The organism is Streptomyces sp. NPDC091377 (assembly GCF_044757045.1).
GTDB lineage: Bacteria > Actinomycetota > Actinomycetes > Streptomycetales > Streptomycetaceae > Streptomyces.
Genome location: NZ_JBIVUE010000015.1, coordinates 63,645 through 76,226, shown reverse-complemented (window position 1 = coordinate 76,226; position 12,582 = coordinate 63,645). Strand labels below are relative to the sequence as shown.

Annotated in this window: 13 protein-coding genes; 4 read left to right on the top strand and 9 right to left on the bottom strand. The window is 71.2% G+C overall.

Going from position 1 to position 12,582, the window contains the following annotated elements:
• Window positions 1-201: 201 nt before the first annotated feature.
• On the bottom strand, window positions 202-810 hold the full coding sequence (locus tag ACIQNG_RS28385) for a TetR/AcrR family transcriptional regulator (protein WP_401438126.1): 609 nt from the start codon (window positions 808-810) through the stop codon (window positions 202-204).
• Window positions 811-923: 113 nt separating this feature from the next.
• Here ACIQNG_RS28385 and ACIQNG_RS28380 point away from each other — a divergent pair, with 113 nt between their 5' ends.
• Window positions 924-3,386 (top strand): beta-glucosidase, encoded by a 2,463-nt coding sequence (locus tag ACIQNG_RS28380; RefSeq protein WP_401488919.1) that lies wholly within the window; start codon window positions 924-926, stop codon window positions 3,384-3,386.
• A 72-nt stretch (window positions 3,387-3,458) separates the two neighbouring features.
• Here the strand turns inward: ACIQNG_RS28380 and ACIQNG_RS28375 are convergent, their stop codons facing one another.
• Entirely contained in the window at window positions 3,459-4,376 is a 918-nt protein-coding gene (locus tag ACIQNG_RS28375) for an SGNH/GDSL hydrolase family protein (RefSeq protein WP_401488918.1), read from the bottom strand.
• A gap of 227 nt (window positions 4,377-4,603) precedes the next feature.
• On the opposite strand from ACIQNG_RS28375, the gene ACIQNG_RS28370 reads away from it, so the two are divergent.
• The gene (locus ACIQNG_RS28370) at window positions 4,604-5,098 is read left to right on the top strand and encodes a DUF3145 domain-containing protein (RefSeq protein ID WP_401438118.1); all 495 of its coding nucleotides are present in this window, start codon (window positions 4,604-4,606) and stop codon (window positions 5,096-5,098) included.
• Window positions 5,099-5,622: 524 nt separating this feature from the next.
• On the opposite strand, the gene ACIQNG_RS28365 is transcribed toward ACIQNG_RS28370, so the two are convergent.
• Window positions 5,623-5,835, bottom strand: a complete 213-nt coding sequence (locus ACIQNG_RS28365) for a hypothetical protein (RefSeq protein ID WP_401488916.1) — start codon at window positions 5,833-5,835, stop codon at window positions 5,623-5,625.
• Window positions 5,836-5,997: 162 nt separating this feature from the next.
• Complete coding sequence (locus ACIQNG_RS28360; protein ID WP_401488914.1) at window positions 5,998-6,261, bottom strand: hypothetical protein; 264 nt, start codon at window positions 6,259-6,261, stop codon at window positions 5,998-6,000.
• A gap of 106 nt (window positions 6,262-6,367) precedes the next feature.
• Here ACIQNG_RS28360 and ACIQNG_RS28355 point away from each other — a divergent pair, with 106 nt between their 5' ends.
• Complete coding sequence (locus ACIQNG_RS28355) at window positions 6,368-7,204, top strand: helix-turn-helix domain-containing protein (protein WP_401488911.1); 837 nt, start codon at window positions 6,368-6,370, stop codon at window positions 7,202-7,204.
• Window positions 7,204-7,416: a DUF397 domain-containing protein gene (locus tag ACIQNG_RS28350; protein ID WP_401488909.1), complete on the top strand. Its 213-nt coding sequence runs from the start codon at window positions 7,204-7,206 to the stop codon at window positions 7,414-7,416. Before ACIQNG_RS28355 ends, ACIQNG_RS28350 begins: the two co-directional genes overlap by 1 nt.
• Before the next feature lie 122 nt (window positions 7,417-7,538).
• Here ACIQNG_RS28350 and ACIQNG_RS28345 read toward each other — a convergent pair whose 3' ends face one another.
• The 5 genes from ACIQNG_RS28345 to fasR form a co-directional block, all read right to left on the bottom strand.
• Complete coding sequence (locus tag ACIQNG_RS28345) at window positions 7,539-8,810, bottom strand: beta-ketoacyl-[acyl-carrier-protein] synthase family protein (RefSeq protein WP_401438107.1); 1,272 nt, start codon at window positions 8,808-8,810, stop codon at window positions 7,539-7,541.
• Window positions 8,811-8,895: 85 nt separating this feature from the next.
• Window positions 8,896-9,144: an acyl carrier protein gene (locus ACIQNG_RS28340; RefSeq protein ID WP_401438105.1), complete on the bottom strand. Its 249-nt coding sequence runs from the start codon at window positions 9,142-9,144 to the stop codon at window positions 8,896-8,898.
• Between the two features lie 80 nt (window positions 9,145-9,224).
• On the bottom strand, window positions 9,225-10,256 hold the full coding sequence (locus ACIQNG_RS28335; protein WP_401438102.1) for a ketoacyl-ACP synthase III: 1,032 nt from the start codon (window positions 10,254-10,256) through the stop codon (window positions 9,225-9,227).
• A 17-nt stretch (window positions 10,257-10,273) separates the two neighbouring features.
• Entirely contained in the window at window positions 10,274-11,260 is a 987-nt protein-coding gene (locus tag ACIQNG_RS28330) for an ACP S-malonyltransferase (RefSeq protein ID WP_401488906.1), read from the bottom strand.
• Between the two features lie 89 nt (window positions 11,261-11,349).
• Window positions 11,350-12,555, bottom strand: a complete 1,206-nt coding sequence (gene fasR / locus ACIQNG_RS28325; RefSeq protein ID WP_401438096.1) for a fatty acid biosynthesis transcriptional regulator FasR — start codon at window positions 12,553-12,555, stop codon at window positions 11,350-11,352.
• Between the last annotated feature and the right edge of the window lie 27 nt (window positions 12,556-12,582).

Sequence of the window (12,582 nt, the reverse complement as noted above, 5' to 3'; positions counted from 1 at the left end):
GCAGTGGGGTGCGAGGACACACCGGGACGCCGCAGTATCGCGTGACAGGAGTGACGGGCGCCATAGGGCGTGACGGAGGTGACATGCACCGGTCGCGGCGCGGTCGCGGCGCGGTCGCGGCCCGGTCCCGCCCGCGGCCGGGGCGGCCGGGCCCGCGTTCAGCCGCCCGCCGGGCCCGGGTTCAGCTCGCCGGGCCCGGGTTCAGCCGGCCGGGTCCGGGTCCGCGGCCCCGCCGTCCGTCTCGCCCAGCAGGCTCAGGAAGTCCCGGAACGCCCCCGGCATGTCCACCGACTCCGGGTCCAGCAGCCACTGGTACTGGAGCCCGTCCATCACCGCCACCAGCAGCGGCGCCGCCCGCTCGGGGGTGAGGCCGTTGGGGAGCCGCTCGCCGTACTCGGTGCGCAGCACGTCCGCGAAGTTCTCCCGCACCCGCGCATAGCGTTCGGTGAAGTAGGCGCGGGCCGGATGGTCCTCGGTGACGCTCTCGCCGAGCAGCGCGGAGAAGGTCTGGACGATGCCGGGCCGCATCACGTTGTACTCGACCAGCGCCGCCAGCAGTTCCACCCGCCACCGGGTCGCCGGCACCGCGTCCCACTGGTCCCGCTCCTGGAGCACGGCCACCAGCAGCGCGTCCTTGGTCGGGAAGTAGTGCAGCAGCCCCTGCTGGGTCAGTCCGACCCGCTCGGCGACGGCGGCCAGGCTCGCGCCCCGGTAGCCGCGCTCGGCGATCACCTCCAGGGCGGCCCGGACCAGCTCCGCCCGCCGCTCCTCGCTCCTCACCCTCGCGCTCATGACCTCACCGTAGGGCATGCCCATGATCGGAACCCCCTTCGATTGTAACGTCAAGATAACGAAACCTACCGCTTCACAGGGAGTCGATGCACGATGGTGAGACCGAACCGCACCCCACCAGGAGGCGCCCCATGGCCGCGACCCCGGAAGCCCAGCCCACCCCGGCCGACCAGGCCCGCGAGGCGGCCGTGGAGGCGGCCCTCGCCCGGCTCGACCTCGACGCCAAGGCGCGGCTGCTGTCCGGACAGGACATGTGGACCCTGCCCGCGCTGCCGGAGATCGGCCTGGACTCCCTGGTCATGTCGGACGGCCCGATCGGCGTCCGCGGGGTGCGCTGGAGCGCCGACGACCCGTCCGTCGCCCTGCCCTCCCCGACCGCCCTCGCCGCCACCTGGGACCCCGACCTCGCCCACCGCGCGGGCACCCTCCTCGCCCAGGAGGCCCGCCGCAAAGGGGTGCACGTCCTGCTCGCCCCCACCGTCAACCTGCACCGCTCCCCGCTCGGCGGCCGTCACTTCGAGGCGTACAGCGAGGACCCCCGCCTCGCCGGCCGGATCGGCACCGGCTACGTCCGGGGCGTCCAGTCCGGCGGCGTCGCCACCACCGTCAAGCACTTCGTCGCCAACGACGCCGAGACCGACCGCTTCACCGTGAACAACCTGGTGGGCGAACGGGCCCTGCGCGAGCTGTATCTGGCCCCCTTCGAGGCGATCGTGACCGACGCCCACCCCTGGGGCATCATGACCGCCTACAACTCCGTCAACGGCCCGACCATGACCGCACACCACCACCTGGTCAACGAGGTGCTGCGCGGCGAATGGGGCTTCGACGGCTTCAACGTCTCCGACTGGATGGCCGCCCGCGACACCGTCGCCGACCTCACCGGCGGCCTCGATGTCGCCATGCCCGGCCCGAAGACCGTCTACGGCGCCCCCCTCGCCCGGGCCGTGCGCGAGGGCGCCGTACCCGAGGCCGCCGTCGACACGGCCGTCCGCAACGTCCTGCGGCTCGCCGCCCGCGTCGGCATCCTCAAGGGCGCCGAACCCGCCGTCACCGACCTGCCCGCCCCGGTCGACGGGGAGGCCCTGGCCCGCGAGATCGCCCGCCGCTCCTTCGTCCTCCTGCGCAACGAGGCCCCCGACGGAGCCGAGGCGCTCCCGCTGAAGCCCGGCGGCACCGTCGCCCTGCTCGGCGCCGCCGCCCGCGACGCCCGGATCCTCGGCGGCGGCTCCGCCACCGTCTTCCCCGCCCGGACCGTCTCCCCGCTGGACGGCCTCACCGCCGCCCTCCCCGACGGCACCCTCACCTACGCCGTCGGCGCCGACCCCACCACCGAGATGGGCGCCGCCGGCCCGGGCTTCGACCTCCGCGTGGAGTGCCGCGCCGCCGACGGCGAACTCCTCGGCGGCGGCCCGGTCCCCGGCGGCCACCTCCAGTGGATGGGCTCCGACCTCCCCGAGGGCGTCACCCACGACCGCCTCCACACCGTGGAACTCACCGGCACCTTCACCCCCCGCGAGTCCGGCCCGCACCTCCTCGGCATCCGGGGCATGGGCGCCTTCACCCTCACCGTCGGCGGCACCACCCACTTCGACGGCGACCAGCGCTCCGAGGCCGCCGACCCCTTCGACGCGTTCTTCGGCGCCCCCGTCCCGCGCGCCGAGGTCACCCTCACGGCGGGCGAGCCGGTCGAGGTCTCCCTCACCCACCTCGTGTCACTGCCCCAGGACGTCCCGATGAAGGTCATCACCTTCGCCCTCACCCACCAGGCCCCGCGCCGCGACCCCGACGCGCTGATCGCCGAGGCCGTGGAGGCCGCCCGCGCCGCCGACACCGCCGTCGTCGTGGTCGCCACCACCGACCGCGTCGAGTCCGAGGGCTTCGACCGCACCGACCTCGCCCTCCCCGGCCGCCAGGACGACCTGGTCCGCGCGGTCGCCGCCGCCAACCCCCGCACCGTCGTCGTGGTCAACGCGGGCTCCCCGGTCGAACTGCCCTGGCGGGACGAGGTGGCCGCGATCCTGCTGACCTGGTTCCCCGGCCAGGAGGGCGGCGCCGCCCTCGCCGACGTACTGACCGGCGCCCAGGAACCCGGCGGACGCCTCCCCACCACCTGGGGCACCCTCGCCGACGCCCCCGTCACCCAGGTCACCCCCGTGGCCGGCGCGCTGTCCTACACCGAGGGCGTCTTCATCGGCTACCGCGCCTGGGAACGCGCGGGCCGCACCCCCGCCTACCCCTTCGGCCACGGCCTCGGCTACACCACCTGGGCCTACGAGTCGATCGAGGTCCACGGCACCGAGGTGACCGTCCGCGTCCGCAACACCGGCGACCGCCCCGGCCGCGAGACCGTCCAGCTCTACCTCGCCCCCACCGGACCCGGCCCCGAACGCCCCGCCCGGACCCTGGCCGCCTTCGCCCAGGTGGAGGCGGAACCCGGCGAGTGCGCCGAGGCGGTGCTCGAACTGCCCCGCCGCGCCTTCGAGATCTGGGACGAGACGGCCGACTCCTGGTCGTTTGTGAAGGGTTCGTACGAGATCCAGGCCGGACGTTCGATCACCGACCGCGCGATCACCGCGACCACTACTGTCTGATCACGGACGATTCGTCCCGGCGCCGCCCCGGTCCGGCACCTGACACCCGGACCGGGCCGGCGCCTCCCGCCCTCAGCCCTCCTTCGCGGTGACCGCCTCGTAGGCGATCTCCGCGAGCCGCGCCTGACCGTTCTTGCTGGGGTGGAACCAGTCCCAGTGACTCAACTGATCCGTGCCGAAGCGGTACTCGTACACCGCGCCGTCGTCGAACCGGCACCGCTCGTCCGCCTCGCACACCTCCCGCAGCACGCCGTTGTAGTCCTCGACCCGCTGCTGCACCGACTCCCGCCGCGCGGTCGCCGCCGCGTCCACCACATCCGCGTCGGCCAGCATCGACGGGCAGATCCCTAGCTTCCACACCTGCTTGCCCAGCGGATTGGTCCGCCCCTCGGACCACAGCCGCTTCAGATCCGGCACGCTCGACACATACAGCTGCGCCTTGGGCGCGGCCCGCCGCAGCGTGGCCACCGCGTCCTCGAAGTCGTCCCGGAAGTCCGCCACCGGGGTCATCGACTCCGGCGACTCCCGGCAGGCGTCGTTGGCCCCCGCCAGGACCGTGACCAACTCGGGGAGCCGGGTCGCCGCCTGGGCCATCTGCCCCGGCAGATCGGCCATCCGGGCGCCCGTCTTCGCATAGTTCCAACTGTGCGACACGGCCCGGTCACCGCCCAGCAGCCGCAGCGCCAGACTCGCCACCTCCGGACTGGTCCCGGTCGCCCACGACACCTCGGGACAGTCCGACAGGACCGTACAGGCGTCGAAACCACGGGTGATCGAGTCCCCGACCGCCGCCACCGAATCCGGGCTGCGGTCCCACACCGGTGTCGGACGCGGCGCCGGCTGCGCCTTCTTCTCCTCGCCCGGCGGCGAGTCCCCTCCCACGGCGTCACACCCGGTCACCCCGACGGCAGCCACCGTCAGGACGGCCAGCACGGTCAGTGAACGCCGCCGCATGCCCTGGCCCATCCCAGCCCTTCCTCGCCCGTTCATGGTCCCCCACTCCATAAGAACGCGCGAGAGCTCCCGTTGCCTGACACGGAACGCCGTACGTCCGTACAGGCGTCCTGCCGGGTGAATGGCGGAGGTTTCCCGGCACCAGGACCGACGGTACGTCACCCTCCTTGCGCCGACGCACGGTAGCCTCGCCATCAACGTGGCTTTACGCCGCCGCAGCTCAGCCCGTCGCACATATTGTCCCGCTCTGCCCGGAGGTCCCGGTGACGACACGTGGAGTTCTGTACGTGCACTCCGCTCCGCGCGCGCTGTGCCCGCACGTCGAGTGGGCCGTCGCCGGAGTGCTGGGCACCCGCGTCAGCCTCGACTGGATCCGGCAGCCCGCCGCTCCCGGCACCTGGCGCTCCGAGTTCTCCTGGCAGGGCCAGGTCGGCACCGCCTCCAAACTCGCCTCCGCCCTGCGCGGCTGGCAGATGCTGCGCTTCGAGGTGACCGCCGAGCCCTGCGCCACCGCCGAGGGCGAGCGCTACAGCTGCACCCCCGACCTGGGCATCTTCCACGCCGTCACCGGCATCCACGGCGACATCCTGATCCCCGAGGACCGGCTGCGCGCCGCCCTGGCCCGCAGCCTGCGCGACGAGACCGACCTCCAGGCCGAGATCGCCAAACTCCTGGGCAAGCCCTGGGACGACGAACTGGAACCCTTCCGCCACGCAGGAGAAGGAGCCCCCGTCCGCTGGCTCCACCAGGTCGTGTAAGGGGCGCGAGTCGGCGCACACACGTACGTCCTCGGGGGCCGGGTGCAGTCGCCTACGCCGAGCGGGATGGAAACGCGCTTCCGGTCGGGCGTTGTGCCCGCCCCCTGCCGTTCACGTGGGGAAGCGATTCGGTCAGGGCAGGGGGCGGGGTCTCAGGGGGTGCCGGCGACCGGGCGACGCGCCGGTGTCCCTTCGTGTGCCTGGTTCTCGTGCAGCGTGCGGAGGTCCCTGGTGCGGGCGACGGCTTGCATGTCGCCCGCTGCCGCTCGGTCGTGCAGGTGTGCTTGCAGGGCTCGGCACCATGCACATCGGGCGGGGTCGGGCGGCCCGGGGCGGTCGGTGACGAGAGAGGTGAAGGTCATGGTGTCTCCGGGGGTCGGCCCCGGTCGCCCTGGATGGGGTGGGGCTGACCGGGGCCGGGGGCGAGGCCATGTGCAGCGTCGCCCCTGCCGCCCTCGCGAGATTCTCCGCAGCGGGTGTCGCGCTGCTTCGCGGGGCGGTTGCTGATGGGGGTGGGACCGGTCTCAGGGCGGGGCGTGCACCAGCTCGGCCAACCGCTTCCGGTGCCGTCCCCGTAGGGTCGGGAGCGGCGGGTGCGGGGCCGTGCGGGTGTTCACCGGCCAGACGGTGAACGAGTAGATCCCGCTGTGGTCGGCGACGATCAGGGCCCACGGGTCCCCGCCGCGCAACTGCTGGTACGGGGGCGGGGTCGAGCTGTTCGGCGATGTGCAGCGCACGCTTGGCCGCCCATCCGAGGGCCGGTTTGATGAACGAACGGGGACCTGAAGCGCCCCAGCGTCACGCACACGTTCTGGCACCGCCCGTAGACGGATCCCTCGGCGGTGATCTCCGCCCAGTAGGCGTGTGGCGCGGTCACGTCGTCACCCCCCCCACGATGCTCACGGGGCGCCCCCGCTACTACGTTCGTTGACCTCGGCAAGGGCGGGCCGAAGCCGGTCCGCCACGGTCGCCGGACGGACATCCGACCGCGAGGCGTGCCACTCGATACCGCCCCGGGGCGGACGGAGCGAGTAGCGGCCATCCCCCCAGGTTCCACCGGTGTCCATGACCACCCCGAGCGTGTCCCTGCGGGTGTCGAACACCAGTTGACCTAGGTCGAGTTGGGGCCGCTGGTCTTCTGTGGGAACGTTCTCATCGGACATGGGCCACTCCTCTCCGTAACCATGCCGCTACCGGGGGTTTCAGGGTGGCCCAGAGTCGGAACTCAATCAACGTGGCTCTAAGGACAGATCAGTTGGGGGATGGATAGTGAACCGCAAAGAGCTGAATCCGGACGCCTCGCCGCAAGCGGCGTTTGGGGCGCGTCTACGCAGCTCACGCGAGGCACGGGGCTGGACACAAGAGGACTTGTCCGAGCGCATGGGCGTATCCAGCGGGCATATTTCGGGCGTTGAAACTACGCGCAAGTCACCTTCCTTGCGCTTCGCGAAAGCTGCCGACTCCGCCTTGGGACTGGTAGGTACCGATGCCACATTCGAACGCCGGTGGCACGAGATGCAGCACGGAAGCTTGTTGGAGGGGTACCCGGAGTACGCAGGCTTTCAGAGCCGTGCGGCAGAGATTCGGCTGTTCGAAGCGGGAATCATCCCCGGGCTACTCCAGACACAGGAATACACGCGCGTTCTGGCAGACAGCGCGGTACAGCGAGGCGAGATCACACCGGAACAGGCCGCAGAGCGGGTCGACTTCCTGATAGAGCAGCAAGCGGCACTCGTCCGACCGTCCCCGCCGCTGATCTTCGCCGTACTGGATGAAAGCTGCATCCGCAACCCCATCGGCGGACCGTCCGTCATGGATGCCCAGTTGGCACGGTTGGTCGAGTTCGCCAGTCAATCAAGTACCGCGCTCCAGATTGCTCCGTTCTCGATGGCGGAGCGAAAGCCGTTCCGGCGACTGGTCTACTTGCTGACCATGCCCGATCGCTCTGTGATGTCGTATGTGGAGTCGCAGACGCACGGCCACTTAGACCGGGAGCTGACCTCAGTACTGCCGCTGGTGAGGGCCTACCATCAACTACAGACCGAAGCAGCATCCCAGGCCGATACCGTGGCCATGATCAAGCAGCTACGAAAGGGCACTCTGTGATGACCGTGACCAACTCTCCCCCGCTGCGATGGGTCAAGTCCTCATACAGCGTTGACAACGGCGGGGCTTGCCTTGAATGGGCTCCCGACACTGCTACCAGTTCCGGTGTCGTCCCTCTCCGGGACAGCAAGAACCCCAGCGGCCCCGTACTGAACCTGTCCGCCCACGCATTCGCCGGCTTGGTGGCCCTGGCTCGCTCTGCTGAGCTGTAGGACCGCGCCGCCCCGAGCCCCGCCGCTTCCCATTCTCCGGAGCGGTGGGGCTCGGTCGTGTCACCGAACGCCGACGGCCCGAGCCCCAGGGGACCCGAGCCATCACACACAAGCGGCGCAGCTCACACCGTACGGAACGCCAGCACCACGTTGTGCCCCCCGAACCCGAACGAGTTGTTCAACGCGGCGATCCGCCCCTCGACCGGCAGCTTCCGCGCCTCGCCCCGAACCACATCCGCACTGGCCTCGGCCTCAGGGTCGATGTTCTCCACATTGATCGTCGGCGGAGCGATCCGGTGGTACAGCGCCAGCACCGTCGCGACGGTCTCGACCCCACCGGCGCCACCCAGCAGATGCCCGGTCATGGACTTGGTCGCGGACACCGCGAAGTGGTCCACCTCGTCCCCGAACACCTTCCGCAGCGCCTTCAGCTCGGCCACGTCACCGGCCGGCGTCGACGTCGCGTGCGCGTTCACATGCACGATCTCCGACGGGTCCAGATCCGTGCGCTCCAGCAGGTTCTGCAGGGCGTGGGAGATCCCCCGCCCCTCCGGCTCGGGCTGCACGATGTCGTGGCTGTCGGCGGAGATGCCCTGCCCGACCGCCTCGGCGTACACCCGCGCCCCACGGCTCTCGGCGTGCTCGGCGGACTCCAGGACGATCACACCGGCGCCCTCGCCGAGCACGAAGCCGTCGCGGGCGACGTCGTAGGGCCGCGACGCGCCCTGCGGGTCGTCGTTGTTCTTGGACATCGCCATCATGTTGCCGAACGCGGCGATCGGCAGCGGATGGATCGCCGCCTCCGTACCGCCCGCGATCACGACGTCCGCCCGACCGGAGCGGATCATCTCGATGGCGTAGCCGATGGCCTCGGCGCCCGAGGCGCACGCGGAGACGGGTGTGTGCACCCCCGCGCGGGCACCGACGACGAGACCGACGTTGGCCGACGGGCTGTTCGGCATCAGCATCGGCACGGTGTGCGGGGAGACCCGGCGGACGCCCTTCTCCTTCAGTACGTCGTACTGGTCGAGCAGGGTCGTCACACCGCCGATGCCGGAGGCGATCACCGCACCGAGCCGGTCGGGGTCGACGGCGGTGTCCTCGCCGGCCTTCGCCGTGTAACCGGCGTCGGCCCACGCCTCACGGGCCGCGATCAGCGCGAACTGCGCCGAGCGGTCGAGACGGCGGGCCTGCGGCCGGGGAATGATCTCGGTCGGCTCGACGGCGATCGTCGCGGCGATCCGGACCGCCTGCTCGGCGGCCCAGTCGTTCTCCAGGGCCTTGACGCCGGAGCGTCCGGCGACCAGCCCTTCCCAGGTAGAGGCTACGTCGCCACCCAGCGGTGTGGTTGCGCCGATACCGGTGACGACCACGGTGCGATTGGTCGGGCTCACGGGAACTCTTTCTCCAACGGATTCGAGGGATCAGCGGCGCCACCGCCGGGTGGCGGGGCGGGCCGGACGTACCGGCCCGGAAGCCTCAGGACTGGTTCTTGAGGATGTACTCGGTCGCGTCGCCGACGGTCTTGAGGTTCTTGACGTCGTCGTCGGGGATCTTGACCTCGAACCGCTCCTCGGCGGCGACGACGACCTCGACCATGGACAGCGAGTCGACGTCGAGGTCATCGGTGAAGGACTTGTCCAGCTGGACGTCCTCAACCGGGATCCCGGCGATCTCGTTCACGATCTCCGCGAGACCGGCGACGATCTCTTTCTGAGTGGCGGCCATCTTGGCGCTCCTTCTTGTTTTCTCAGAGGGTGTGGCGGTGCGCTCCGTCATCCCGACCGTCATGATCGGGCACGGAGTGCCTAGGGGAGGGTAACGACCGTGGCGGCGTACACGAGACCCGCCCCGAATCCGATGACGAGCGCGGTGTCGCCGCTCTTCGCCTCGCCGGTCGCCAGGAGCCGCTCCATCGCGAGCGGGATCGAGGCGGCCGAGGTGTTGCCGGTGGTGCGGACATCACGGGCGACCGTGACCGTCTCCGGCAGTTTGAGGGTCTTGACCATCGAGTCGATGATCCGCTCATTGGCCTGGTGCGGGATGAAGACGTCCAGTTCGGCGGGGCTGACCCCGGCCGCGTCCAGCGCCTGCTGGGCGACCTTCGCCATCTCGAAGACGGCCCAGCGGAAGACCGCCTGGCCCTCCTGCGTGATGGCCGGGAACTTCACCTTGCCCTCGCTGTCCAGCGGCAGCTCGGACGCGATTCCGCCCTGGAACTCGTCCCACGGCACGGTCTGCTTGATGGTGTCGGACTTGTCGCCCTCGGAACCCCACACGGTGGGGCCGATCGCGGGTTCCTTCGCCGGTCCGACCACGACCGCGCCGGCGCCGTCCCCGAACAGGAAGGCCGTCGCCCGGTCCTCCAGGTCGGTCAGATCGCTCAGCCGCTCCACGCCGATGACCAGGACGTACTCCGCCGAACCCTCGACGATCATGCCCTTGGCGAGGGTCAGTCCGTAGCCGAAGCCCGCACAGCCCGCCGAGATGTCGAAGGCGGCGGCCTTGTCGGTGCCGAGCTTGTCGGCGATCTCGGTGGCCACGGCCGGGGTCTGCTTGAAGTGGGTGACGGTCGACACGACGACCGCGCCGATCTGCCGGGCGGTGATCCCCGCGTCCGCGATGGCCTTGCCGGACGCCTCGATCGACATGGCGGCGACGGTCTCCTCGTCGTTCGCCCAGTGCCGGGTCTCGATGCCGGAGCGGGAGCGGATCCATTCGTCCGAGGAGTCGATCTTCTCCAGGATCACCTCGTTGGGCACCACCCGGACCGGACGGTAGCCGCCCACCCCGAGGATGCGTGCGTACGGGGCGCCCTTGCTTGGCTTGATCTTCGACATGGCCCGGAGGGCTCCTTTCAGGCGCCCGCCGCGTCGGCGGCAGAGGGGGACGTCTCCGCGATGAGCTGTCGAGCGGCGTCGAGATGGTCGGGGGTCTTCAGGGCGAGCGTCCGGACGCCGGGAAGCGCCCGCTTGGCCAGACCGGTGAGGGTGCCACCGGGGCACACCTCTATCAGCGCGGTGACGCCCAGCGTCTTGAAGGTCTCCATGCACAGGTCCCAGCGGACCGGGTTGGCGACCTGGCCGACCAGCCGCTCCAGCACCTCGGCGCCGGTGGTGACGGTCTGCCCGTCCTTGTTGGAGACATAGGTGAGGGCCGGGTCGGCGGGGGAGAGGTCGGCCGCGGCCTCGGCCAGCGCCTCCACGGCCGGGGCCATGTGCACGGTGTGGAAGGCGCCCGCCACCTTGAGCGGGATCACCTTGCGGACCCCCTCGGGCTTGTCCTCCGCGAGGGCGGCGAGCTGCTCCAGGGTGCCGGCGGCCACGATCTGCCCGGCGCCGTTGACATTGGCCGGGGTCAGGCCCAGCTTCTCCAGGTGCGCGACGGACACCTCGGGGTCGCCGCCGAGCAGCGCCGACATCCCGGTCCGCGTGATCGCGGCGGCGTCGGCCATCGCCAGCCCGCGGCCCCGTACGAGACGCAGCGCGGCGGTCTCGTCCAGGACACCGGCGAAGGCGGCGGCGGTGATCTCGCCGACGCTGTGCCCGGCGACCGCGCCGGGCGCGATCCCCGCGAGAGCGGAAGCGGCGTCGGTCCCGCCACCGGCACCGGAGAGGTCCCCGAGGGCCGCGGCGGACAGCAGCCCGGCGGCGACCAGCAGCGGCTGGGCGACCGCGGTGTCCCGGATCTCGTCCGCGTCGGCCTTGGTGCCGTAGTGGGCGAGGTCGAGACCGATGGCGTCCGACCAGGCGGCGACACGGTCGGAGGCACCGGGCAGTTCGAGCCAGGGGGTCAGGAAGCCGGGCGTCTGGGCGCCCTGGCCGGGAGCGACGAGTACGAGCACTCTCACACTCTCTCTTGGGGACGGTCCAAGCCGCCCGTGGGGACAGGGACGAAGAAAGGGGGGGTGTTTTATGGAGACTCAACAAAACACTAGAGCTGGAGATCCCCGTCGGCCAGACGCCCCAGGATCAGCGCGATCCGCAGAGTGAACGCCGATCGTACATCCGAGGGTGACCATCCGGTGACGTCAGTCACACGTCGGAGCCGGTAGCGCACGGTGTTGGGATGGACGAACAGCATGCGTGCCGCGCCTTCGAGACTGCTCGCCTGTTCCAGATAGACGGAGAGCGTCTCCAGCAGCGCCGACCCCGCCTCCTCCAGCGGTCTGTAGATCTCCTCCACCAGCTGCTCGCGGGCACTGGGATCCCCGGCCATCGCGCGCTCCGGCAGCAGATCGTCCGCCAGCACCGGCCGCGGCGCGTCCTGCCAGGCCGAACACGCCTTCAGCCCCGCCGCGGCGGCCTGTGCGGACCGGGTCGCGGCCAGCAGGTCGGGCACCACGGGCCCGGCCACCACGGGCCCCGCCGCGTACGGTCCGATCAGCGACTTCGCGACCGCGAGCGGATTGTCGCTGCCGCCCGCGATGACCACCAGACGGTCCCCGAGCACCCCTGTGAGCACCTGGAGCTTGGCGTGCCGGGCGGCCCGCCGGATCGCCTCGACGGTCAGCTCGGAGTCTCCGTCCGGGGCGGTCCCCAGCACCACGCACACATGCTCCGGAGAGTTCCAGCCCAGCGCGGCGGCCCGGGACACGGCACCCTCGTCGGCCTCCCCGCTCAGCACCGCGTTCACCACGAGCGACTCCAGGCGGGCGTCCCAGGCGCCGCGTGCCTCGGCGGCCTGGGCGTAGACCTGCGCGGTCGCGAACGCGATCTCGCGCGCGTAGACCAGCAGCGCCTCCCGCAGCACGCTCTCGTCGCCGGGGGCGGCCACCTCGTCGATCGCGGACTCCATCACCTCGATGGTGGTCCGCACCATCTCCACCGTCTGCCGCAGCGTGATCGCCCGGGTCAGCTCGCGCGGCGCCGTCCCGAACACATCCGTGGAGATCGCCTGCGGCGCGTCCGGACGCCGGAACCACTCGGTGAACGCGGCGATACCGGCCTGTGCCACCAGCCCGATCCACGAACGGTTCTCCGGTGGCATCGCCCGGTACCAGGGCAGCGTCTCGTCCATGCGCGCGATGGCCTGGGCGGCGAGGCTCCCGGAGGACTGCTCCAGCCGCTTGAGGGTCGCGGCGTGCTGATGGACGGGGGGCGTGGGCACGTCGGCGCTGCGGGTTTCGGGTTCGGGCACGGCACAAGACTGCCTTATCGGAACGCC